This is a genomic window from Pedobacter sp. Leaf250 (assembly GCF_920984735.1).
Classification (GTDB): Bacteria; Bacteroidota; Bacteroidia; order Sphingobacteriales; family Sphingobacteriaceae; genus Pedobacter.
Genome location: NZ_CAKLBU010000009.1, coordinates 137096 through 159393, shown reverse-complemented (window position 1 = coordinate 159393; position 22298 = coordinate 137096). Strand labels below are relative to the sequence as shown.

Below are 22298 nucleotides of genomic sequence, written 5' to 3'. Positions count from 1 at the left end.
GAATTAGTTTTTAACAATGGTATAAGTACCACCGGTTACTTTATCTCCTGTTTTAATAACAGTAAGTGTAATGGTGTAAGTTCCGGGAACGGTTACTTTAATGTTGTCTCCACCTGTAGTCAGGTTAGCTCCACCACCTAAGTTAACATCCCAGGCATGGCCAAAACGGAATTTAAATTCTCCAACACCTAAAGTTGTTTGTAGTGAGTAAACTGTGAATTTACCATTGTTAACACCTTTCATGTCGGTATCATTGTTCCATCCGCCTAAAGTTGCATCGCCAATTAACGACCACTCGTTTGGTGTACCAAAAACGATGGTATTTTTGTTTAAGTCAACAGTAACTTGTTTAACTATCGCATCTGGTGATTTTAGGTTGTCGCCAGCGCTTGAGCTGATTTTACCGCCACCAGCATCGCCATAAGCTACATCCCATTTCTTAGCAGGTGTAATTTTAAATTCTAAATTACCAGCTGTATAAGCAATCATACCGGTGTAAATGCCGTTGCTCGATAAAGAAATTAAACTATCGGCAGTAGATGGGTTCCAGCCTTGGTAAGCTCCCGGAGCATAAACCCAAGCAGAAGCTAAATATGGAGTGGCACTTAAGGTAACGATGTTTGAATAAGTTAAATCATTTGCCGCAGCTCCTGATTTTAATCTTACCTCCACTTGTGCTGGTGCACCAACTACACCACCTAAAGCCAAAATCATGTTGTTAACTTCGGTAATTGTAGGTGCGTAAGTTTTTGTGGTAACTACAACTTCTCTAGGTGTAGCAAAATTGGTTCCTTTTAAAGCAAACTGCAAAGTGGTATTCACTGGTACCACATAACCTGTTGAAGTTGCCAAAGGATAGGTTAAAGTTACGGCTGCCAAAGTGCCATTCGATTGCACCAAATTAATTGTTGTTGTTGAAGCGGTAAGTGTACCTGCTGCCCCAATGTTAGAAACCGTTCTGGTTTCATCTTTTTTACACGACCAAAGCGATAATGCTATGAAGCAAATGGCTAAGGATTTGAAAAATAATGATTTCATATCTTATTCAGTATTAAGATTAATAGCCTGCATTTTGAACCAAATTCGGATTGGCAATTAAATCTGCCAACGGAAGTGGGTAAAGATTTCGGAAAGCTGGTAATGAAGCACCTGCTTGTGTTCCACCTTTATATGGCCACAAATATGTTGAGCCTGCGAATTTTCCGAAACGGATTAAATCAGTACGGCGGTGTCCTTCCCAATACAATTCTCTACCACGCTCATCTAAATAAAAATCAGTTGTTAAAGCTGCCGCAGATACATTACCTGATGTGTTTCCATAAGCTCTAGTACGTAAGGCATTTACATAAGTTAATGCCAATGCTGCATTACCGCCTGAACCACCACGGGCAACCGCTTCTCCATAAATTAAATATTGTTCTCCCAAACGGAATAACGCAAAATCTAATGAGCTAAATGTTCCATTTAATGATCTGCCTGGAGCACCTGTTGAGGTAACATTTTTAAATTTGGTTACACGCAAACCATCAGTAAATTCGCCAACTGCATCAACTGCTCTTTTTGTACCAAAGAAAGTTCCTCTTTTATCTAGAGTTCCATTGGCATCTGGAAATAAGTTAGGAAGATTTTGACGGGTCCTGTTACCACCCCAACCACCAGATGGAACACCGAAAGTAGTTGGATTCATATCTGCATTAATACCTGCATTAATTAAGAAAGTTGTACCTCCATAATTGGTTCCGTTTATACCATCGTAATTAATGGTTAAAATGTTCTCAGTATTATTTACTTCGTTATCTGCTTTAAACAAATCCATATAATTTGCTTTTAAAGAATAACTCGCACCAATTACTTTGCTAGAATAAGTAATGGCTTCAGTATATTTCGCTGTACCTGTATAAACCTGAGCATTTAAATATAATCTAGCTAACAAAGCCCAAGCTGCACCTTTATCAGCACGACCATATTCATTAGCACGTGGTTCTGGCAAATCAGTTTCAATAGCTTTTAATTCAGATTCAACATAGTTAAATAAAGCTGCTCTTTGAATTTGTTTCGGATTTACTTTACCAATGGCATCATCTTCAGTAATAAAAGGTGGATTACCAAATGCATCCAATAAAACCCAATATTGAAAAGCACGTAAGAAACGAGCTTCAGAACGATATTTTGTTATTGCGGTAGCATCAGCACCTGCGATATTTCTGCTTGCCAATTTTTCTGGCGTGCTCTCGCGAAGAAATTCGTTAGCAAATGTGATTTGCAAAACGCTTCTTGAATATAAACCACGTAAAAACTGGTTATCTGGTGTTGGTGTTCCGTAATCCAATTCTGGAATACCTACATCGCCCCAGGCACAAATTGCCTCATCGGTTACCAACTCTTGTGAAGTCCAGAATAAACGCAGGAAGTCTGCATAACCTGCATTTAATCCACCAACATCACTATTATCTGAACCAGAAGGACTTGTTAATGCATAAGTTGCATATAACTTAACCAAACTATTTTTATAACCAGCCGGTGTAGCATAAACTGTGGCCGATGTTACATCATTCGTTGGCGTTAAGTTAAACGATTCTTTTTTGCATGAATTTAATGACAGCAGTAATGCGCCTGATGCCAATATCATTTTAAATGAATTTTTCATTTTTATATTTTTTCTTTGATAGGTTTTGATCACTACCTCTTTGGTATTTACTTGCGCAGTACTTTGATAGATCGTGTTCATTGCTATTAGTAATTAAAAACCAACATTTAAGCCCAAAGTATAGGTTCTAGGACGAGGGTATAAGTTATAATCAATACCTGATACTGACTCAGGATCGATTCCTTTATACTTAGATACGACAAATACATTTTGGCAGTTTGCAGAAATGCGCATTGATGCAGTACCATTCTTAGATAATTTACCAACATCATATGATAAACCAGCATTATCCATTTTTAGGAATGATGCATTTCTAATATAATAATCACTTAAATATTGAACACCTGAAGCTCCAGAGAAATTAGTATTGTATAAATCTGAAGTAGAGTTGTTCAAAATACCCTGAGTACTTAATACATTGTTTCTGATACCGAAGTTCGAAGAAATGTTATCGTAAATGTAGTTACCAATATTCGCTCTTAAAACAGTGCTTGCTGTCCATCTTTTGTATGTGAAAGATGTATTGAAACCTAAAGTAATTACCGGATCTGGTGATTTATAGAAATATTGGTCGCCATCATTAACAACACCATCGCCATTTAAATCCTGGTATACACCTTCCAATGGTTTGCCATCAGCGTTATATACTTGTTTATAAACGAAGAACGAACCAGGTAATTGATTTACAGCATTATATTTTAAGTGAATACCTGTACCACCAGTAATGTCACCAGCATCAATTTTGAAACCAGAGTTAGGATTTAATGTTAAGTTGGTTACCTTTCTTTTGTTATAAGCTCCGTTTACACCGATATCCCAAGTGGTATTGTCAGTTTTAATGGCTACATAATTAATGCTTACCTCAGCACCTCTAACTTCCATATTACCAACGTTAGTGGTTAATACATTGCTAAAATTGGTACCTACCGGAATAGTAACAGTACTTAATAAATCTTTGGTTTTTTTGTAATAAGCATCAAAGCTACCATACAATCTGCCTTTCAAAAATCCGTAATCCAAACCAGCGTTATAGGTTGTGGTAGTTTCCCATCTTAAATCAGGATCGTAACCAGCCGGGCTATAATAGTTGTAAAAAGTATTACCCACCTGATACTGGCCGTTGTTGGTACTTGCGTAATATTTTGATAAGTAATCATAGTTACCAATACCATCTTTATTACCAGTTTCACCGTAGGTTAATCTCAATTTCAAATCAGAAATTACTTTGCTATCTTTCAAGAAATCTTCACCAATAATTCTCCAGGTAAAACCTGCTGATGGGAAATAACCCCAACGATTATCTTCTGCAAATTTTGAAGAAGCATCAGCTCTCATTGTTCCTGATAAGATATATTTATCAGCTAAAGTATAGTTGAAACGACCGTAGTACGAAAGTAATTTATTTTGCTCAATTGAAAATGGGAAAACAGGGGTTGTTTGAAGCACTCCAGTAGCTCGGAATGTTGGGAAATTGTAATTGGTGATGGCATCATCATAATAACCATAACCGCCAGTCACATCAAATCTGCTTTTACCTATGGTTTTCGCATAAGTTAAATAGGCTTCAGAAAATTTGTTAATTTCTTTATTTAATCTATTGGCATAAGATCCATCAGTTGAGAAACTTTGAGCCGCAAAAGCTGGCACCATAGTACGACCTCTACCTTTAGAATAATCATAACCTAAATTTACTACTGCATGCAATTCTGGTAAGAAATGGAAAGAGTAATCCAATTTTACATTACCAAAACTTCTGGCTGCATTACCATGATTATCCTGTAATCTGATTAATGCTACCGGGTTACGTGGTGCATTTGGATTTGGAACACCCGCACTTGTAATCCATTCGAAATAATTTCCAAATTTGTTTGTTGCGTTAACAGGTTGAGTTGGATCAAACTGGATAGCAGCGCCAATTGCGCCATCATTTGGATATTGAGAATCGGTTAAAGCACCTTTTAAGTTCAGTTCAATTTTTAAATGATCTTGAAATAATTTTGGTGAAATAGAAATTGCACCAGTTGCTCTTTTTAATTTACTGCTGATTACCACACCATCTTGATCTAGATAACCTGCAGATACACGATAAGGAACTCCTTTTAATGAACCTGCAATACTTAAGTTGTTATCCGTTGTAAATGCATTTTGATAAATCTCATCTTGCCAATCGGTACTTGCTGTGCCTAATAAAGCTTTCTGTGAAGCATTTCCATTAGTATTCACGAATGCACGAACCTGATCAGCAGATAGTACATCTACTTTTTTAGCAACCTGCGCAAATGAATTATTGCTGCTGAAATTAATTTGTGGCGCACCAGAGCTTCCTTTTTTAGTAGTAATTAAAACTACACCATTTGATGCTCTTGAACCATAAATTGCAGTTGCGTTCGCATCTTTTAATACGGTAAAAGTTTCAATGTCGTTAGGGTTAATTAATGAAAGCGGACTTGGTGCATTACCAATGGCGTTACCACTGAAAGGAACTCCATCTACTACAATTAAAGGATCGTTACTTGCGTTTAGTGAAGCACCCCCACGTATACGGATTGTACTTCCACCACCTGGAGCACCGCCACCAGAAATAACGTTAACACCAGCTACTTTACCTTGAATCAATTGCTCAGGCGTTGTAATGGTACCTTTTTGGAAGTCTTTTGAATTTACCGTTGTGATTGATCCTGTAAGGTTTTTCTTTTCTGCAGTACCATAACCGATTACAACAACCTCGTTAAGTTTTTGTGCATCGGGCACCAATTGAAAATTTACAGTAGCATTTGCAGAAACGGTTACAGGTTTATCAAGTGTTTGATAACCGATAAAACTTGCTGATAAAGTAACAGTGCCATTATTAAGGCCTGCCAATTTAAAAACACCGTTTACATCTGTTGATGTACTTCTTGTAGTACCTTTTACAACAATAGAAGCACCAGGTAAAGGTTGGCCAGTTTCATCAAGCACTTTTCCAGATACCGATCCGGTTTGTGCTTTTACGATTAATGCTGAAAAGACTAACAGCACTAAAAGCCCCTGTTTGAACAGGTAAAATACTTTCATATTCGAAGCTCGTTTAAGTATAAAAATTTGGTTAAATATTATAGTGATTTACACATAGGCCTAATTTACAGCACTTAATGAGATTTCAAAATTTATTTAAAAAATATATTTTCAAAGAGAAAACGATGACTTCAGAATTAACAAAATGGCAACTTTTATTTAACATAAACCATATCATATAATTATCTTAAAAAACACAATCAATTGATATACAATATTTTATGAATGTTAAATTTCAATTTTAAGTGTATTTTTTACACTAAGTCGTTTTTGAACCCTTTTTCGGGAACGTTCCCGAAAAAAACCAAGAATTTACGATTGCTTTTTCGGGAACGTTCCCGAAAATTGATAGAAATTCTGCTTATTTTACACTAAGTGAAGAAAAAAATTGAAAATTTAGGCCTTAAAAATCAGCTTGTTTTTTAAGCGTTTTTAGACTGATTTGATGTTGAATTTCTCTTGATAATTTTAGACTCTAAAACCACTTCGGCAAAGAGATTTTTATCTTGGTTATCATCCAAAATTTTGAAAAGTAACTTTGCCGCTTGCTCCCCTATTTCAGTTGCTGGCTGCGTAATAGTTGTTAATGATGGATTAAGCAATGGCGCTATTTCCAGGCTCGAAAAACTAATGACTTTTAAATCATTGGGAATATTTATTTTTAAATCGTAACAGGCATAATAAGTAGCAAATGCCAAGCGCTCTACTGATGTAAAAACGCCATCAGGCTTTAGCTGCTCCAATGCATTTTTTATAATTACACTGTTTTCCTCATAACTGTTGCTACAATCAACAATTAGGTTTTCTTCAAATGATACCTGATGCTTAGCAAGCGCATCAATATAACCCTGCATCCTGGTTTTACCAATGGAAAGACTTTTGTTAACCACCAGATAAGCAATACGTTTACATCCTTGTTCAATTAAATGCTCTGTAGCCAAAAAACTACTGTTGTAATCGTTGGTAATAACCCGTGGTGTTTCAATATCCTCGTAAATTCTATCGAAAAAAACCAAAGGCAATCGTTGTGCACCAAACTTATTCAGGTAATTATGATCGTTTGCTTCACCAGAAACCGACATTACAATGCCATCGGCCCTTCCGTTGTGCAAGTGCCGAATAAAATTTACTTCTTTCTTATAATCGTCATCGGTGACATAAATTAAAATGTGGTACCCGTTCTCTCTTGCCACACGCTCAATTCCATGTATGGCTTGCGAGAAATAATTATTGGCCAATTCGGGAACAATCACTGCGATAGTTTTACTTTTTTGCTCCCTTAAATTACTGGCATAATGGTTAGGTTGATAATTCAGCTCTTTGGCTTTTGCTAAAATACGTTCTTTGGTTGCGCCGCTAATATCGCTGTTATCCCTAAAAGCCCTAGAAATAGTCGAAGTTGATAAATTTAAAGCCTCTGCTAATTTCTTAATATTAATGCTATCCATTTGGGGGTATTAAACCTTTTTAATTTAAATTTCCGTTGTAAATATAATCTATAATATTTCGAAATAAATAGATCAAATTTCGCAATGCACTTAAATTTTTATTCTGATGAAGAATGATTATGCATTTGAGTAGCGTTTGATTGATATGTTACGCTGTAGAAAAATTATTTATAACTACATCCGTTAAAATACATGATGATAGTTTAGAGCAAAAATAAATTTCAATTTTGAAAACAAAAACCCGTAAAGCAGTATTAGTATTATACTTAAACTATCATCATTACCTTCACTTTAATAAAATCACTATAGCATATATTTACATTTAATGGGAACTAAAAAAATACTCATCGCCGATGATGATGAAGGCATTGTAGATGCAGTGACGATGATATTAGAGGTTGTTGGTTATGAAGTGGAATATACATACGACGGAGGAACCGTAATCGACGCTGTTAAAAATAAACCTGATTTAATTCTTTTGGATATTTGGATGAGTGGACATGATGGTCGCGACATTTGCAAATTGCTGAAAAGCGATCCCAGATATCAGGAAATACCAATTTTGATGATTTCAGCAAGTAGAGACATCCGCCAATCTGCTTTAGATGCTGGCGCCAATGATTTTATGGAAAAGCCTTTTGAGATGGATTCACTGTTGAACAAGGTGAATTTCTTATTGAATTAATCTATCTGTGTAATTCAACAAATGGCACTTTCCCTTTAAAAACTTCTACTTCATTTCCCCTATTTGATAGCGTATCCTTTATTGTTATAAATAATCTAAGTGTTTTTTGCTTATCGAAATGAATTTTAAAATATACTGGCTCTTTAAGATAAAACTTAAACCATTTTGTTTAATCTCTAAGATGGTATCAGTATTGAATTTAAAAGCAATATAATCGTATCCTGTAACCTCCTCTTTAATCGAGAAAATAAATTTATCTTTTGAAAAAGTAGTTTGTACAGGAATATTATCCATTACACTTAAACCATACCAGTTACCACCTAATTTATGATTTAAGTTTATGATTTTATATTTACTTTTTTCTCCACAAGAAATGGATGCTTACATAGCTAGAATTATTATAATGTAAATTTTATTTTTTTTTATAACCATAGATTCTTTTGGGGCAATTCAATTATAAGGATAATTTTGCCGAAATTTAGACATTAAATGTCTGATCAAAATCCTCCATTTTTAAGAAAAATAATTCATATTGATATGGATGCATTTTATGCTTCTGTAGAGCAACGTGATTTTCCGGAATACAGGGGTAAGCCTATTGTGGTGGGCGGAAAGCCAGATAGCCGCGGTGTTGTTGCCACTGCAAGTTACGAAGCCCGGCAATACGGAATAAAATCGGCTATGTCTTGCAGTAAAGCTTATCAGCTATGCCCTACTGCAATATTTGTTTACCCACGATTTGATGCTTATAGTGCTGTTTCAAAAGCCATTAGAGAAATTTTCAGTCGTTATACCGATATTATTGAACCCTTATCTTTGGACGAAGCATATTTGGATGTAACAGAAGATAAACTTGGCATTGGCTCTGCCATCGACATTGCAAAATCCATAAAAGATGCCATAAAAAATGAGCTAAACTTAACGGCATCTGCAGGTGTATCTGTTAATAAATTTGTGGCAAAGGTAGCTTCTGATATGAATAAACCTGATGGATTAACCTTTATCGGTCCATCAAAGATAAAGGCATTTATGGAGAAATTGCCGGTTGAGAAATTTTTTGGCGTTGGTAAAGTTACCGCAGCAAAAATGAAGGCCATGCAAATAAACAACGGTGCTGATTTAAAGAACTTAACCGAAGCGCAACTTATAGCTCAATTCGGAAAATCAGGGAAATTTTACTATAAAATAGTTCGTGGAAATGATGATCGCCCGGTTAGGGCAAACCGTGAAACAAAATCTGTTGGCGCTGAAGATACCTTATCAGAAGACACCAATGAAGATGCTGTTATGCATGATTTATTGCGCCAGATTAGCGAAACAGTTGCTAAAAGATTAGAAAAGCATCAGCTTAAAGGCAAAACCGTAACCCTTAAAATTAAGTTTGAAGATTTTAAGCTCATTACCAGAAGCAGGTCTTTTCCAGTTTCAATGTATCAAGCTGAAGCAATTTACAATGAAGCTATCAATCTGTTAAATGAGGCAAATATTGGCTTCGCTAAAGTACGGTTATTGGGCATTACCTTATCTCGCTTTTATGATGATGTAGCTGATGAAAAATTGGAGAACAATCAATTGGAATTTGATTTTTAGCTATTTGTCCGTTGCGATTCGATAATCAGGATCATCAACAATGTTTACCTCAATGATATCTCCGGCATTTTTGAGTAACCTTATACAATCTTCGCTCAAATACCTTAAATGCAGTTTCTTATTTGCGTTACGGTATCGTTCTGTGAGTTTATTTAATGCATCAATTCCCGACATATCGAAAATTCTGCTTCCTTTAAAATCGATTACTACATTTTCAGGATCATGAGAGAGCTCAAATAACTCGTTAAAGTTTGCTATTGAACCGAAAAAGAGTGGTCCATATATTTCATAATGCTTTATACCATCACCATCGATAAATTTGTTTGCCCTGATTCGTTTAGCACTTTGCCAGGCAAATACCAAAGCAGAAATGATCACACCAATTAATACCGCCAAAGCTAAATTGTGTAACCAAATGGTAATTGCAGCAACGGTAATACCTATAAAAATATCCTGTTTAGGCATTTTATTGATTACTTTAAAGCTCATCCATTCAAAGGTGCCAATAGCAACCATCATCATAACACCAACTAATGCCGCCATTGGAACACGCTCAATAACCGGCGCACCAACTAAAATAATAAGCAAAATGGTTAGGGCAGCTATAATTCCTGAAAGCCTGGCCCTTGCTCCTGCCGATAAATTCACCAATGTTTGTGCAATCATCGGGCAACCGCCCATACCTGTAAAAAAACCATTGGTAATGTTTGCAATTCCCTGGGCTATACTTTCCCTATCGCCGTTTCCTTTAGTTTCGGTAATTTCATCAACCAAATTTAAGGTGAGCAAACCCTCTGTTAAGCCTACTCCAGCCATAATTAATCCGTAAGGAAAAATAATTTTTAGCGTTTCTAAATCGAAAGGAATTTTGGGAATATGAAATGGAGGAAAGCCACCACTAACAGACGCAATGTTTTTGACCAGTTTGGTATCGATATTAAAGACCAATACGATTATAAATACAACTATAATAGCCACTAATGATGATGGAATTGCTTTAGTGAACTTCGGCAATGCAATTACAATAGTTATTGTTAACGCTACCAAACCCAACATGGTATACAGTGGCGGCCCACTTAGCCAGGTTACAGTTCCTCCTGCCATGATTTTAAACTGCTCAAGCTGCGACATAAAAATGATGACAGCCAAACCATTTACAAAACCAAACATAACAGGTTGAGGAACTAATCTAACAAATTTCCCAAGTTTAAAAAGTCCAACCAAAATCTGTATTGTGCCAGCAAAGGCAACTGCAGCAAATACATATTCAATACCGTGACTTTTCATCAAGGCAATGAGTACAATTACTGTTGCTCCGGCGCCACCCGAAACTAAACCAGGTCGTCCGCCTAAAACTGCTGTAACCAGCCCCATAATAAAGGCCGCATATAAGCCCGTTAAAGGTGGAAAACCAGCTAAAATGGCAAATGATAATGATTCTGGAATCATCGTCATGGCCACGGTTAGCCCTGCTAAAATTTCTGTTTGATAATTGATCTTTTTAGAAAAATCAAATAATTGCAGGTAAGGCTTCATTGCTGTTAGAAATTATTATGCAGCCTTCTTTGTAAATAATGAGAATAATTTCTTTAAACCCATCATTACAGGCACAGCGATTAAACCACCAACTATACCTGCCCCAAATTCTTTTATTGTTGATTGTAGATTTGGTAAAACATGATGCATAAATTCAATATTGTGCACAAAAATTCCACCAGCAACTAAAATCAAAGCTATAGTACCCACAACAGCCAAGGTTTTGATAATAATGGGTAAGGCTTTAACCAATAAGTGCCCCAAAGAAGCCCTGAAACCTTTATCATTTGAACGTTTAATCAGCTTATGTCCAGCATCATCCATCCTCACAATTAACGCTACGATGCCGTAAACACCAACCGTAGCCAATATCGCAACCACCGATACCGTTAATATTTGTATAGTTAAACTTTCTTCTAAAACTGTTCCAAGTGCAATAATTACAATTTCAATAGAAAGTATAAAATCAGTTAGCACTGCCGATTTAATTTTAGCCTTTTCAGCATCTGCACTATCTTGCCTCACTTCTGCGGCGGCTTCTTCAACAGGTTTTGAACGATGAAAAAAGTATTCAATAATTTTTTCTACACCTTCATAAGCAAGGTAAAAGCCACCTAAAACCAATATAACTTTTATAGCAACGGGGAAAAAAGCCTGAAGCAATAATGCAACCGGTACGATGATTAATTTATTTAGAAATGATCCTTTCGTAATCGCCCAAAGAACAGGTATTTCTCTGGAGGCCAAAAAGCCTGTCGCCTTTTCGGCATTAACAGCTAAATCGTCGCCCAAAATACCTGCGGTTTTACGGGTTGCCAATTTGCTTGCCATGGCCACATCATCCATTAAGGCACCTATATCATCTAAAATTGCAAAAAAACCTGAAGCCATTTGTTTCTAATAATTAAGCCGCAAAATATAAATTCGATTCGGAATTGAACGAATTATACTGCACAACATTAATCCGAATACTTAAACTATTTTATCGAGTGATAGTTTTATAATTTTTCGCAATACTTCTAAATCGATATCATCAAGTTTATTGATATAGAGGCAGCCTGCCCCAGTTTTATGTTTCCCTAGCATTTGCATTAATTCTGAATGCGCTGAGTAGTTAACTGTGAGATATAATGATAAGTTGGCCTTACGTGGAGAAAATCCTATCAGCAACCAATCTACTTCTCTACCAGTTGTTGGACTTTTAAACCTTTTATTCCCAAAACCAATAATGGCACTGCTCCATAATATGGGTTCCTCGCCTGTGGCAGCTTTCATCATATCCAAAAGCAAAAAACAATCTTTACGCTTTTGTTCATCTTCAACATTATTGATGTATTCTTCTACACTTGCTGCTGTTGGTTTAGTTTTTATTTGCGCCAATTTTGATTTCTTTTCAGCCATAATAATGTTGTAGTTTAATTAAGATTGAAGATAAAAAGTATTCGATTTAAAAAGCGTTCATAAAATTAATATTTATAACCATAAGCAAACTTAGCATACTCAGTTAAACCTGTACTTAGAATATCTGTCATAAAGTTATGCTTAAAAAAATCCCTAATATAACCTCATTTAAAACAACTTTAGTTTTGATGATCGTGTTGTTCACAGTAATTCTCAAAGTATCATCACAGGAAACTACCGATAGCAGGCTTAAGCAATGGACGGTAAATGGAGTTTTAAGAGAAGCGATGATTTATATTCCAAATACTGCTAAAACTAAACCTACTTCAGTTGTTTTTGCTTTTCATGGTCATGGAGGAACCATGATTAACTTAATGCGAAACAGAAATTTTGAGAGACTTTGGCCGGAAGCTATAATTGTTTATCCACAAGGATTAAATACTCCAGGACAGCTTACCGATCCCGCTGGTAAATTGCCTGGTTGGCAAAATAGATCCGGAGATATGGATGACCGAGATCTTAATTTCTTTGATACGATGTTAAAAAGCCTCCATCATGATTATGAAATTGATGACAGTAGAATTTATGCAACAGGCCACTCCAACGGTGGTGGATTTACCTATTTGCTTTGGGCAACCCGAGGAGAAAAATTTGCAGCATTTGCACCTTCGGCAACTGTTGCAGGTAAAAATGCAAATCTGCTTAAACCCAAGCCAGCCATGCATATTATAGGAGAAAATGATCCATTGGTAAAACCGAAATGGCAAATATTTACGTACCAACAAATCATGAAATTAAACAGCTGCGAAAAACAAGGAGAAAATTATGCGGAAAATGCTACAATTTATCAATCGAAAACAGGCAATCCGTTTGTTTTGTACCAGCATAAAGGAAATCATAAATATCCACAAGAAGCAGATGAAGTAGTGATTAAATTTTTCAAGAGCGTAGTTAAGTCTAAATGATTTTATAATAAAACAGCTTTACCCATTGGTAAAGCTGTTTTTATTATTTAAATCTGTTTTCGAAGAAATACTGATAAATAATCTTGAATCAATTAAGCTTCGATATTGAAAGCACTTAAGCTTACAAATTGTTGTATTCTGGCTGCCACTTCTTCTTCGGATAAGTTTAATAATTTTTCAGTTCCGAATTTCTCCACACAAAAAGATGCCAATGCAGAACCATAAATAATTGCATTCTTCATGTTATTGAAATTAATGGTTCCTACTTTAGCTAAATAACCTATAAAACCGCCTGCGAAAGTATCGCCGGCACCAGTTGGGTCGAAAACTTCTGCCAATGGCAAAGCTGGGGCAGAAAAAATCTGATCTTCGTGGAATAATAAGGCTCCATGTTCTCCTTTTTTGATAATCAGGTATTTAGGACCCATTTCCAAAATTTTCTTAGCTGCCTTAACCAATGAATATTCACCAGATAATTGACGGGCTTCTGCATCATTAATCGTTAACACATCAACCAATTTAATGGTTTCCAATAAATCATCCATCATAATATCCATCCAAAAATTCATGGTATCCATTACGATTAATTTCGGACGGTTTTTTAATCTTTTTATTACGGTTTGCTGAACTTGCGGTGTTAAGTTGCCCAACATTAAGTATTCGCAATCTTGATAACTTTCAGGAATGATCGGATCGAAATTTTCCAACACATTTAATTCGGTAATCAATGTATCACGGCTGTTCATATCATTATGGTATTTGCCCGACCAGAAAAAAGACTTCTCTCCTGCTTTGATTTGTAATCCTTCGGTATCAATTCCATGTTTTGTAAAAATATCTATATCCGATTGAGGAAAATCATCACCAACAACGGCTACAATTTTGGCTTTATTGTAAAAGTATGAAGCTGCTAAACTTGCATACGTTGCAGCGCCACCAACAATTTTATCTGTTTTTCCGAAAGGAGTTTCAATAGCATCAAAAGCTACAGTACCTATGATTATCAGGCTCATATATTTTATTTTGAATTTTTTTAAAAATTTTTCACTGCAAATATTGCATAAATAATTTAAAAGCCCTAATATTGCATTCCCAAAACGAACAAGGCTTAATAAGCTGCAAAGCATAAAGAACCTCGTTTTAGGAAACAACCAGCACTCCTTCTTAGCTCAGCTGGTTAGAGCATCTGACTGTTAATCAGAGGGTCGCTGGTTCGAGCCCAGCAGAGGGAGCAAAAATCCTCACAGCAATGTGGGGATTTTTTATGAAATGATTGCCAAATGATTTTGGCAAATGTATAGTAAAACCGGAATTAATACTCCTTCTTAGCTCAGCTGGTTAGAGCATCTGACTGTTAATCAGAGGGTCGCTGGTTCGAGCCCAGCAGAGGGAGCCAATATCAAGTAAAAGCCTTACCATGCCCGGTGAGGCTTTCTTGTTTAATCCATTTTTATAAAATAGATTAGCAAAGACTTCAAAATTATACTAAGCAATTTCATCGAGATCTATATTTTGTTTTATATTCAAATTGTACTTTATCATCGATTATATTTGGAACCACTTTTATAACCAATGAAAATTTTTAGAGATTTCGAATCATACAATAAATCAATAGGACTAACGCCACCTTTAGATAATAATTTAGATGTTGGTTATTATGATCCTCCAAAGATTAGAATTTTCACAGATCCTGTAATTGTCGATTTCTATAGAATTTCCATCAAAATAAAGTACAAAAAAAAATCTAGTCCTGATGTTGAACCGGTTTCTGCTATTTTTTTTAATACGCCAAATTTAATTATCGAACCAGGGTGGGATGCTGAACCTACTTACACAGGAATGTATCTTCAGCTCTCCAAAAAAATCATTGAAGAAAATAGATTTTTATTCAAAACTTATTTAGATTATGGGCAACACGAAGCGCTATATTTGACCGATGACGAGGTGGAAGAAGTGAGTGCTGTTTTCAGGTTGATGATAAAATATTACAAAAGCGAACAGCAAAATTTCAATGTACTTCTGTCTTATGTAAATGTTCTGGTTTCTCTAGTAGAAGCATTTTACAAAAGACAGTTTTCTACTGACCCTAAACAGTATAATTACATCGTTAGCGCTTTTCAACAAAGCTTGCTCGACTATTATAATCATCCAATTTCACAACTTCCGAATGTGCAATATTTTGCGGATAAGTTGGGCTTGACGGCCAATTATTTAGGCGACATTATCAAACATTTTACCCACAAATCGGCTTTGGAAAACATCCATGATTTTATCATTAAAAGAGCGAAGGAATTATTGCTCGAAAATCAGAAATAAACACAACCGAGGTGGCTTACAAACTTGGTTTTGAATATCCGAACTACTTTTCAAAATTTTTCAAAAAACAGGTAAATCTTACACCTAGAGAATTTCGATTGCAAGCCATCAACAAAAATTAAATAATTAATACTTCTTTAAAGCGGTTGTTTTTCCGTCAGCAGTAATTTGTATCCTTTTTTATAGTATTCTGTCTCCAAACATCTTTCCTATAGCTTTTATCTTTGTTTATAATAAAATATAAATCAATGCAGGCTAAAAATATTCTTCTTTTCACACTCATCTTCTTTTTCTTCGGAATAAAATTAAACGCTCAAAATTCTTCCTCAAAAGATAATATTGAACAAAAAACAGCTTTATTAATCAATGCTCATTTAACATATCCTGGCTGGTCTGAAGGTAAATTGAATGCCTCATTTTATGTTAAAGCCAAAGAATTTTTTATTTCTAAAAATTATAAAATTCTGGAAACAAAAGTGGAAGATGGCTACAATCCAGAGGAAGAAGTAGAAAAACATTTGCAGGCAGATATTGTGATTTTGCAAACGCCTGTCAATTGGGAAAATACGCCTTGGATTTACAAAAAATATGTGGATGAGGTTTTCAATAGTGCTTTAAAAAGTAAAAAGTTTCTTTCAGGCGATGGACGCTCGGTAGAAGAAGGTTCAAAACAATACGGAATGGGCGGAAAAATGCAGGGCAAAAAGTTTATGATTTCAGCAACTTGGAATGCGCCAAGAGAAAGCTTTAATAACAAAAACCAATATCTATTTAAGGGCAAAAGTGCTGATGATGCCTTGTTTAATGTTGCAGCTAACTATCTTTTCACAGGCTTCGAAGTTGTTCCCGGATATTATTGTTACGATGTTTATCACAACAAGCATATCAATGAAGATTTGGAAAATTACCCGAAATACTTGCAGAAAATATTTAATATCAAATAGAAATTACAATGAATTCAACTAAAAAAGTACTCTTAATTAATACCCATTTAAACTATCCCAATTGGAGCGAAGGCAAACTAAATGACGCATTCCATCAAAAAGCAAAAGAATTTTTCATATCAAAAGGCTTCGAGGTTTTAGAAACCAAAGTAGAAGATGGTTACGATGCAGACCAGGAAGTTGAAAAACATATCGCCGCCGATGTGATCATTTTGCAAACGCCTATCAATTGGTTTGGCGCTCCATGGATTTATAAAAAATATGTCGACGAAGTTTTCAATAGTGGATTAGCCAGTGCAAAATTTCTTTCAGGAGATGGAAGAACAAGAGAAGACTTAACCAAACAATACGGAACTGGTGGAAAAATGCAGGGCAAAAAGTTTATGGTTTGTTCAACCTGGAATGCGCCTAAAGCCAGTTTTGATGATTCTGACCAAATACTTTTTGAAGGCAGAAGCACAGCTGATGTTCTCATTCAAATTACCAGTAACTACCGTTTCTGTGGCGTTGATATTGTTCCAGATTATAACTGCTTTGATATTTTTAAAGATGGAGATATTGTCGGAACTTTGGAGAACTACCCTGCACATCTAGAAAAAGTGTTTAGTATTTAAGAAAAATCCAGACCTTATAAATTAGAACGAATAACAGAAAGATATACTTAAAACCTAAAGATACAGGCTTTATGTATACCTTTTATCTAAAGTTAAAACAGCCAACAAAAAATACTTCAACCAAGTATTTGAACTATTACTTAAACTGATACCCGTTTTTGGTATATAAATAAGCTGCAGTTTGATAATTTGCAATAGCCTCTTCCGTTAACCAATTTTCTGAAGGAACAGGTTTTGCATTTCCAGTTATAAAATTTGGGATAGATGTAGCTACCTTTTTATTGGGATCTAAAATTACAAGCTTATTATTTTTGATATACCCAAGACTTTGATATGTACTTATAAACGCCCTTTGCTGCTCATCTTTCATCTTAAAAACATCTTGCCCAAAAAATTTACTTTGATAATTAAAATTTAACAACCCAAGAATAGATGGACCAATATCTATTTGAGCAACCAGTTTATCAAATTTTCCAGGCTTAATATATGCCGGAGAATAGATAATCATTGGAATATGATATTTATCTACAGGTAGCTCAACTTTACCAGCACTCGATGCACAATGATCTGCCACTATCAGAAATAAAGTATTTTTAAACCAGGGTTTTAATTTAGCCTCATTTATAAACTTACCAATGGCATAATCGGTGTATTTAACGGCTCCCTCCCTTCCGGTATGAGATGGAATATCAATTCTTCCCTCCGGATAAGTGTATGGCCGATGATTAGAAACCGTCATAATATGCGCAAAAAATGGTTTACCAATATTGTAATCCTGATCCAATTTGGTTAATGAAAGTGTAAAAAGATCTTCATCCGCAACGCCCCAGGTGTTTTCATAGTGGATGTCCTTTTTATTCAACGCATTCCTATCCGTATCTTCATAACCATCTTGCGAAAAAAACTCATTCATATTATCAAAATAGCCATAACCACCATAAATAAACCTGCTATTGTAACCTTTTGATCTGAATACATTTCCTAAAGTAAATAGGTTTTTATTGTTTGGCCGTTTTACTATAGATTGCCCTGGCGTTGGTGGAATGCATAACGACAAGGCCTCTAAACCACGAACGGTCCTTGTTCCAGAAGCATATAAATTGGTAAACAGGAGCCCTTTCTTGGCGAGTGAATCTAAATTTGGCGTTATGCCTTGCGTATTCCCAAAACTGCCCAGAAATTCTGCACTTAAACTCTCCACACTAATTAAAATCACATTCATTTTTTTTTCTGGCGAAGCAGCTTTAATATTTCTAAGTGTGCTATAACCATTTAAATTGATGGGCTCAAAAAATAAATTTTTACTGATGATTTTTATTGCCTTTTTAAGGGAAATCGTTTTATAAAAGGTATTGTAATCTAACTGGTTATGCCAAAAAGCAAAACCAAAATCATACATTCCATTACCAGAAAGTTCATTTACGAATTGGTTTCGGCTTTGATTTTTCCAATTATGGCTGACCAAAAAATAACTGGCCAATGGCGCTAAAAGAAATAACAATAATAATTTCGATCGTTTAGCAAAACGCATGGGAACTGTTGCAGATGCCAATATCTTCTCTTTTAATAAATAGGTAATTAATGCTGATACAATAAAGAGTATTATTAGGATCGTATTAATTGGATAGGATTGCCGAATATTTCCGATTACTTCGGTGGTGTAAACCAAATAATCAACAGCAATAAAGTTATAGCGTACAGAGAATTCTTCCCAAAAAAACCATTCTGAAATTGCGTTAAAAATAAGTGTAAATACCACTATGAAAAAATAGGCTATTAGTAATATTTTATTTAGTTTCTTGCTGTACCATTTTGACGGGAACACCCATAAATAAATTAAAAGGGGAATAATAGCATACGATGCTGCAGCTAAATCATAGAGCGAGCCTACAAGAAATACTTTTAAAATGTTAATTATATTCCATTCAAAAGAGGATGCAGAAAAAGCTAAAAGCAAAATTCTTGTTAGTAGTGATATAGCACAGAGCAATAGCACCAAGATCAATAAAGGCCCAAATCTATATTGAAAAAATGTATTAGTTTTTTTTAGAATATTCATTATTCTTGCCATTTATTTTGGCAAGTTGCCAAAGCTAACTTTGAATTCTGAAGAAAACCTGAACTTTTAAAAAGCTCCGCTTATCACATTTATTTAAATGCTATTAATGTTTTAAAATGGCGAAGCAACTATCATATTTTTCTAAATGAAAATTTTTAAAGTTTATAGGAAATTCTATAGCCTAATTGGTGCTGTTCGAAGGTTGGCATAACAGTCAAGTTTTGCTTTTCTCCACGTCCATTAATTAATTTTTTTATTTGAGGATAAACGAGATAGCCTAGTTTTGTTGATGCAATTCCAAAACCAGCACCTGCCACAACGTCGCTAAACCAGTGTTTGTTATTGTACATTCTTAAGGTTCCTGTAGCTGTAGCCACAAAATAACCTGCATATCCAATCCATGGAGATTTATATTTAAATTCCTGATATAAAAATTCTGCAGCGGCAAAGGCAGAAGCTGTATGTCCGGATGGAAAAGAGTTATATCCAGATCCATCTGGCCGTAAACGGTGAACACCTTGTTTTACAAAGTGCGTAGATATTCCCATAATTGCCGCTGATGTAAAATATAACATGGAGGCATCAAATAAATTATGTCTTCCTTTTATTCCTGTTAGATTTAGGGCATAAACTGCCACCATGGGAGCAAATTGAGCATAATCATCAACATGGTAGGCAAACCGTGGATGGTCTTCCTGCAATTCGGCTCTAGTGCTAAAATCAAGTTGTTGTAATGCTCCATGATCATAAACCGTTGCAAAACCATATCCGATTAAAACCACGGGGGCAATAAAATGTGTTACCTTAAATTTTTCGGGTTTAATTTCTTCATTTATACTTTTAAGCTCAACTGGATTAAGCCCCAAGTTTTTCGTTGTATCCACTTGTTGCGCTACAGAAACATTTCCCGTTAAAAACAATAAAAAACAAATAAATCCACATCTTATTGCTCCAACCAATCTTATCATTGCTTTAATTTTTTATAAAACTAGATGTAGATTATGTAGCAATTCTGTAGCCTTTAAAATTTCACTTTAAATTGATGTGCATTTTCAAAATAGTGGTAGCTTATCTCAAACCCATAAAGGTTACAAATTTGTTTGCTGATGGCAAGACCTAATCCTGTGCCCTCCGAACCAGCAGATTTCGAGAATCTTTCAAATAACTTATAATTTAATTGGTCGGTTTTACCCGTATTTTCTACCAGCAGCATATTGGAGTTAAGAATAATTGATATACTGCCCCTATAAATATTATGTCTTATCGCGTTAGCAAATAGGTTATTTAACAATATATCAGCCAAGTATTTACTCATGTTTACCTTACACGGTTCGAGTTGCTGTTTTAAGATTAATTCGTTTTTTTCAAAAAGCTCTTGAAACTGTATCATCTTTTCCTTTATTAATTCTTGAAAATCAATAGTTTGAATATCCGAAATCAGTTTATTCTCAATTTTTGATAATAAAAGTAAAGATTGATTTAATTTGATTAACCTACCTATGGCAGTATAAATATCTTCTATAATGGCACCTTGAGCAACAGAAAAAGTATCTGTTTGCAATAAAGAATCTAATTTGGAATTTATAATGGCCAAAGGTGTCATCATTTCATGCGAAGCATTATCGGTAAAATTTTTAAGCTCATGATAATCTTTCCTCACCCTAATGGCCATTGCATGGGCAGATTCGTTCAGTTCATTAAATTCGTCTATAGTGGTATTATTGGGTTTAATCTCATCTTTTTGCGTAATATTAAAAGCTTTCATCATCCCCAGGGTAGAATAAAAAGGACTCCAGATCCGTTGTAGCAAAAACCTATTAATAAGCAGTAATGAAATCAATAACAAAACGGTAACGGCTAATGTAATGGCAAAAATCAGTTGGACCAAATCTTCAGATTCTACTCTTGATTTGCTTATCGTTACCTGATAGCCGGCACCTTTTAAACTTACCATTGTAGTTAAGCTTCTTCCTGGCTCATTTTTCTTTTCATCTTCGTTATAAAAATGATCATAAGAGAAATTGCGTTCTACTGTTTGGCTTGATGTAAGTTTCTTATAAGTTACCTTTTGATGTAAAAAATCGCCAGGAGCAGGCAAAATTCCGTAATTTTTAACATAAGCCTCAATCTCTCTTTCTTCAATTACCAGATCCTTATCTAAATTACTGGTAAGGATAAAATGAATGGCAATGTAGTAAATGACTCCTGTTATGGCTAGAATGATAAATGAAGTGATTAAGTTTGCCCTATTGTATCGCTGTGCTAGCTTCATATATTCCCTAATTTATACCCAACCCCATACATAGATTTGATGTAGTCTTTAGCACCGGCTTCAATCAATTTTTTTCTTAGATTTTTGATATGGGTGTAAATAAAATCAAAATCATCAGACATGTCTATCTCATCTCCCCATAAATGTTCGGCAATGGCATTTTTGGTAATTACCTTGCCTTGGTTAGATATAAAATAGATTAAAAGATCATATTCCTTTTTTGTTAAAATGATCGATTTATCGTTCACCTTAACATCCATGGCTAATAAATTTACGCTAATTTCATTAAAAGACATCACATTGCTCCCACTGAAACTCTTTCTTCTTACTATCGCCGTAATCCTTGCTTTCAGTTCCGATAAATGAAAAGGTTTTACCAGGTAATCGTCGGCCCCCATTTCCAAACCATTTAACTTATCATCAAGTGAATGTCGGGCAGAAATTATGAGAACGCCCTCCTGCTTGTTCATTTTCTTTAATTCGCTCAAAATTTTTAACCCATCTCCACCAGGAAGCGTCAGGTCAAGTAAGATACAATCGTAACTGTAGAGGTTAATTTTTTCAAGTGCATTCCAATAACTATTTACCATCTCGCAAATATTGCCCTCACCTTTTAGGTAAGATACAATGCTTTGCATAAGCGATTCTTCATCTTCTATAACCAATATTTTCATTACTGTAAAATAACATTTTAATTCTGTAGTAAATCTATATCTATGGCATCATTGCCTGAAATATTTAATGCAAAGCAATTCTGATACTTAACT

At 35.0% G+C, this 22298-nt stretch carries 20 protein-coding genes and 2 tRNA genes; 9 read left to right on the top strand and 13 right to left on the bottom strand.

Features of this window, described 5'->3' with window-relative positions; all coding sequences use genetic code 11:
• Nucleotides 1–3: 3 nt before the first annotated feature.
• From LUA91_RS10310 to LUA91_RS10295, 4 genes are all read right to left on the bottom strand, one after another.
• Nucleotides 4–1038, bottom strand: coding sequence for a SusE domain-containing protein (locus LUA91_RS10310; protein WP_231425964.1), 1035 nt, complete (start codon nt 1036–1038; stop codon nt 4–6).
• Between the two features lie 19 nt (nt 1039–1057).
• Nucleotides 1058–2728 (bottom strand): RagB/SusD family nutrient uptake outer membrane protein, encoded by a 1671-nt coding sequence (locus LUA91_RS10305; RefSeq protein WP_231425963.1) that lies wholly within the window; start codon nt 2726–2728, stop codon nt 1058–1060.
• Nucleotides 2729–2740: 12 nt separating this feature from the next.
• Nucleotides 2741–5701, bottom strand: a complete 2961-nt coding sequence (locus LUA91_RS10300; RefSeq protein WP_231425962.1) for a TonB-dependent receptor — start codon at nt 5699–5701, stop codon at nt 2741–2743.
• A 422-nt stretch (nt 5702–6123) separates the two neighbouring features.
• Nucleotides 6124–7149: a LacI family DNA-binding transcriptional regulator gene (locus LUA91_RS10295; RefSeq protein WP_231425961.1), complete on the bottom strand. Its 1026-nt coding sequence runs from the start codon at nt 7147–7149 to the stop codon at nt 6124–6126.
• Between the two features lie 325 nt (nt 7150–7474).
• Between LUA91_RS10295 and LUA91_RS10290 the strand changes: the two genes are divergently transcribed.
• Nucleotides 7475–7834, top strand: coding sequence for a PleD family two-component system response regulator (locus LUA91_RS10290; RefSeq protein WP_231425960.1), 360 nt, complete (start codon nt 7475–7477; stop codon nt 7832–7834).
• Between the two features lie 84 nt (nt 7835–7918).
• Here LUA91_RS10290 and LUA91_RS10285 read toward each other — a convergent pair whose 3' ends face one another.
• Complete coding sequence (locus LUA91_RS10285; RefSeq protein WP_231425959.1) at nt 7919–8128, bottom strand: hypothetical protein; 210 nt, start codon at nt 8126–8128, stop codon at nt 7919–7921.
• Between the two features lie 195 nt (nt 8129–8323).
• On the opposite strand from LUA91_RS10285, the gene dinB reads away from it, so the two are divergent.
• Nucleotides 8324–9424 carry a DNA polymerase IV gene (gene dinB / locus LUA91_RS10280; RefSeq protein ID WP_231425958.1) on the top strand — a complete coding sequence of 367 codons (1101 nt, stop codon included), beginning with the start codon at nt 8324–8326 and terminating at the stop codon, nt 9422–9424.
• Here the strand turns inward: dinB and LUA91_RS10275 are convergent, their stop codons facing one another.
• From LUA91_RS10275 to LUA91_RS10265, 3 genes are all read right to left on the bottom strand, one after another.
• Nucleotides 9425–10960, bottom strand: coding sequence for a SulP family inorganic anion transporter (locus LUA91_RS10275; RefSeq protein WP_231425957.1), 1536 nt, complete (start codon nt 10958–10960; stop codon nt 9425–9427).
• Between the two features lie 15 nt (nt 10961–10975).
• Nucleotides 10976–11851, bottom strand: coding sequence for a DUF808 domain-containing protein (locus tag LUA91_RS10270; protein ID WP_231425956.1), 876 nt, complete (start codon nt 11849–11851; stop codon nt 10976–10978).
• A gap of 81 nt (nt 11852–11932) precedes the next feature.
• Nucleotides 11933–12361, bottom strand: a complete 429-nt coding sequence (locus LUA91_RS10265) for a DUF1801 domain-containing protein (protein WP_231425955.1) — start codon at nt 12359–12361, stop codon at nt 11933–11935.
• 137 nt (nt 12362–12498) lie between these two features.
• On the opposite strand from LUA91_RS10265, the gene LUA91_RS10260 reads away from it, so the two are divergent.
• On the top strand, nt 12499–13326 hold the full coding sequence (locus LUA91_RS10260) for a PHB depolymerase family esterase (protein WP_231425954.1): 828 nt from the start codon (nt 12499–12501) through the stop codon (nt 13324–13326).
• Between the two features lie 92 nt (nt 13327–13418).
• On the opposite strand, the gene LUA91_RS10255 is transcribed toward LUA91_RS10260, so the two are convergent.
• Entirely contained in the window at nt 13419–14339 is a 921-nt protein-coding gene (locus LUA91_RS10255; protein ID WP_231425953.1) for a PfkB family carbohydrate kinase, read from the bottom strand.
• Nucleotides 14340–14484: 145 nt separating this feature from the next.
• Here LUA91_RS10255 and LUA91_RS10250 point away from each other — a divergent pair.
• The 6 genes from LUA91_RS10250 (at nt 14485) to LUA91_RS10230 (ending at nt 17200) form a co-directional block, all read left to right on the top strand.
• A tRNA-Asn gene (locus LUA91_RS10250) sits at nt 14485–14558 on the top strand.
• Between the two features lie 87 nt (nt 14559–14645).
• Nucleotides 14646–14722, top strand: a tRNA-Asn gene (locus tag LUA91_RS10245).
• Nucleotides 14723–14898: 176 nt separating this feature from the next.
• Nucleotides 14899–15642 carry a hypothetical protein gene (locus LUA91_RS10240; RefSeq protein ID WP_231425952.1) on the top strand — a complete coding sequence of 248 codons (744 nt, stop codon included), beginning with the start codon at nt 14899–14901 and terminating at the stop codon, nt 15640–15642.
• A gap of 11 nt (nt 15643–15653) precedes the next feature.
• Nucleotides 15654–15764 (top strand): helix-turn-helix domain-containing protein, encoded by a 111-nt coding sequence (locus LUA91_RS20755; RefSeq protein ID WP_370633624.1) that lies wholly within the window; start codon nt 15654–15656, stop codon nt 15762–15764.
• A 126-nt stretch (nt 15765–15890) separates the two neighbouring features.
• On the top strand, nt 15891–16586 hold the full coding sequence (locus LUA91_RS10235) for an NAD(P)H-dependent oxidoreductase (protein WP_231425951.1): 696 nt from the start codon (nt 15891–15893) through the stop codon (nt 16584–16586).
• Nucleotides 16587–16594: 8 nt separating this feature from the next.
• Nucleotides 16595–17200, top strand: a complete 606-nt coding sequence (locus LUA91_RS10230) for an NAD(P)H-dependent oxidoreductase (RefSeq protein WP_231425950.1) — start codon at nt 16595–16597, stop codon at nt 17198–17200.
• Nucleotides 17201–17336: 136 nt separating this feature from the next.
• Here LUA91_RS10230 and LUA91_RS10225 read toward each other — a convergent pair whose 3' ends face one another.
• The 4 genes from LUA91_RS10225 to LUA91_RS10210 all read right to left on the bottom strand — a co-directional run bounded on the left by LUA91_RS10225 (nt 17337) and on the right by LUA91_RS10210 (nt 22205).
• Nucleotides 17337–19259 carry an LTA synthase family protein gene (locus LUA91_RS10225; protein ID WP_231425949.1) on the bottom strand — a complete coding sequence of 641 codons (1923 nt, stop codon included), beginning with the start codon at nt 19257–19259 and terminating at the stop codon, nt 17337–17339.
• 155 nt (nt 19260–19414) lie between these two features.
• Nucleotides 19415–20227: a phosphatase PAP2 family protein gene (locus LUA91_RS10220; RefSeq protein WP_231425948.1), complete on the bottom strand. Its 813-nt coding sequence runs from the start codon at nt 20225–20227 to the stop codon at nt 19415–19417.
• Between the two features lie 53 nt (nt 20228–20280).
• A complete protein-coding gene (locus LUA91_RS10215) occupies nt 20281–21531 on the bottom strand; it encodes a HAMP domain-containing sensor histidine kinase (protein WP_231425947.1) in 1251 nt (416 codons plus the stop codon).
• Nucleotides 21528–22205, bottom strand: a complete 678-nt coding sequence (locus LUA91_RS10210) for a response regulator transcription factor (protein ID WP_231425946.1) — start codon at nt 22203–22205, stop codon at nt 21528–21530. The genes LUA91_RS10215 and LUA91_RS10210 overlap by 4 nt, the downstream gene beginning before the upstream one ends.
• Nucleotides 22206–22298: the final 93 nt, after the last annotated feature.

What these genes read in the sequence shown, in the direction of transcription:
- dinB (WP_231425958.1), top strand. Translation starts at nt 8,324, where the DNA reads ATGTCTGATCAAAATCCTCCATTTTTAAGAAAAATAATTCATATTGAT.
- LUA91_RS10225 (WP_231425949.1), bottom strand. Translation starts at nt 19,259, where the DNA reads ATGAATATTCTAAAAAAAACTAATACATTTTTTCAATATAGATTTGGG.
- LUA91_RS10295 (WP_231425961.1), bottom strand. Translation starts at nt 7,149, where the DNA reads ATGGATAGCATTAATATTAAGAAATTAGCAGAGGCTTTAAATTTATCA.
- LUA91_RS10220 (WP_231425948.1), bottom strand. Translation starts at nt 20,227, where the DNA reads ATGATAAGATTGGTTGGAGCAATAAGATGTGGATTTATTTGTTTTTTA.
- LUA91_RS10240 (WP_231425952.1), top strand. Translation starts at nt 14,899, where the DNA reads ATGAAAATTTTTAGAGATTTCGAATCATACAATAAATCAATAGGACTA.
- LUA91_RS10265 (WP_231425955.1), bottom strand. Translation starts at nt 12,361, where the DNA reads ATGGCTGAAAAGAAATCAAAATTGGCGCAAATAAAAACTAAACCAACA.
- LUA91_RS10285 (WP_231425959.1), bottom strand. Translation starts at nt 8,128, where the DNA reads ATGGATAATATTCCTGTACAAACTACTTTTTCAAAAGATAAATTTATT.
- LUA91_RS10290 (WP_231425960.1), top strand. Translation starts at nt 7,475, where the DNA reads ATGGGAACTAAAAAAATACTCATCGCCGATGATGATGAAGGCATTGTA.
- LUA91_RS10230 (WP_231425950.1), top strand. Translation starts at nt 16,595, where the DNA reads ATGAATTCAACTAAAAAAGTACTCTTAATTAATACCCATTTAAACTAT.
- LUA91_RS10260 (WP_231425954.1), top strand. Translation starts at nt 12,499, where the DNA reads ATGCTTAAAAAAATCCCTAATATAACCTCATTTAAAACAACTTTAGTT.
- LUA91_RS10305 (WP_231425963.1), bottom strand. Translation starts at nt 2,728, where the DNA reads ATGAACACGATCTATCAAAGTACTGCGCAAGTAAATACCAAAGAGGTA.
- LUA91_RS10275 (WP_231425957.1), bottom strand. Translation starts at nt 10,960, where the DNA reads ATGAAGCCTTACCTGCAATTATTTGATTTTTCTAAAAAGATCAATTAT.
- LUA91_RS10270 (WP_231425956.1), bottom strand. Translation starts at nt 11,851, where the DNA reads ATGGCTTCAGGTTTTTTTGCAATTTTAGATGATATAGGTGCCTTAATG.
- LUA91_RS10255 (WP_231425953.1), bottom strand. Translation starts at nt 14,339, where the DNA reads ATGAGCCTGATAATCATAGGTACTGTAGCTTTTGATGCTATTGAAACT.
- LUA91_RS10235 (WP_231425951.1), top strand. Translation starts at nt 15,891, where the DNA reads ATGCAGGCTAAAAATATTCTTCTTTTCACACTCATCTTCTTTTTCTTC.
- LUA91_RS10300 (WP_231425962.1), bottom strand. Translation starts at nt 5,701, where the DNA reads ATGAAAGTATTTTACCTGTTCAAACAGGGGCTTTTAGTGCTGTTAGTC.
- LUA91_RS10215 (WP_231425947.1), bottom strand. Translation starts at nt 21,531, where the DNA reads ATGAAGCTAGCACAGCGATACAATAGGGCAAACTTAATCACTTCATTT.
- LUA91_RS10310 (WP_231425964.1), bottom strand. Translation starts at nt 1,038, where the DNA reads ATGAAATCATTATTTTTCAAATCCTTAGCCATTTGCTTCATAGCATTA.
- LUA91_RS10210 (WP_231425946.1), bottom strand. Translation starts at nt 22,205, where the DNA reads ATGAAAATATTGGTTATAGAAGATGAAGAATCGCTTATGCAAAGCATT.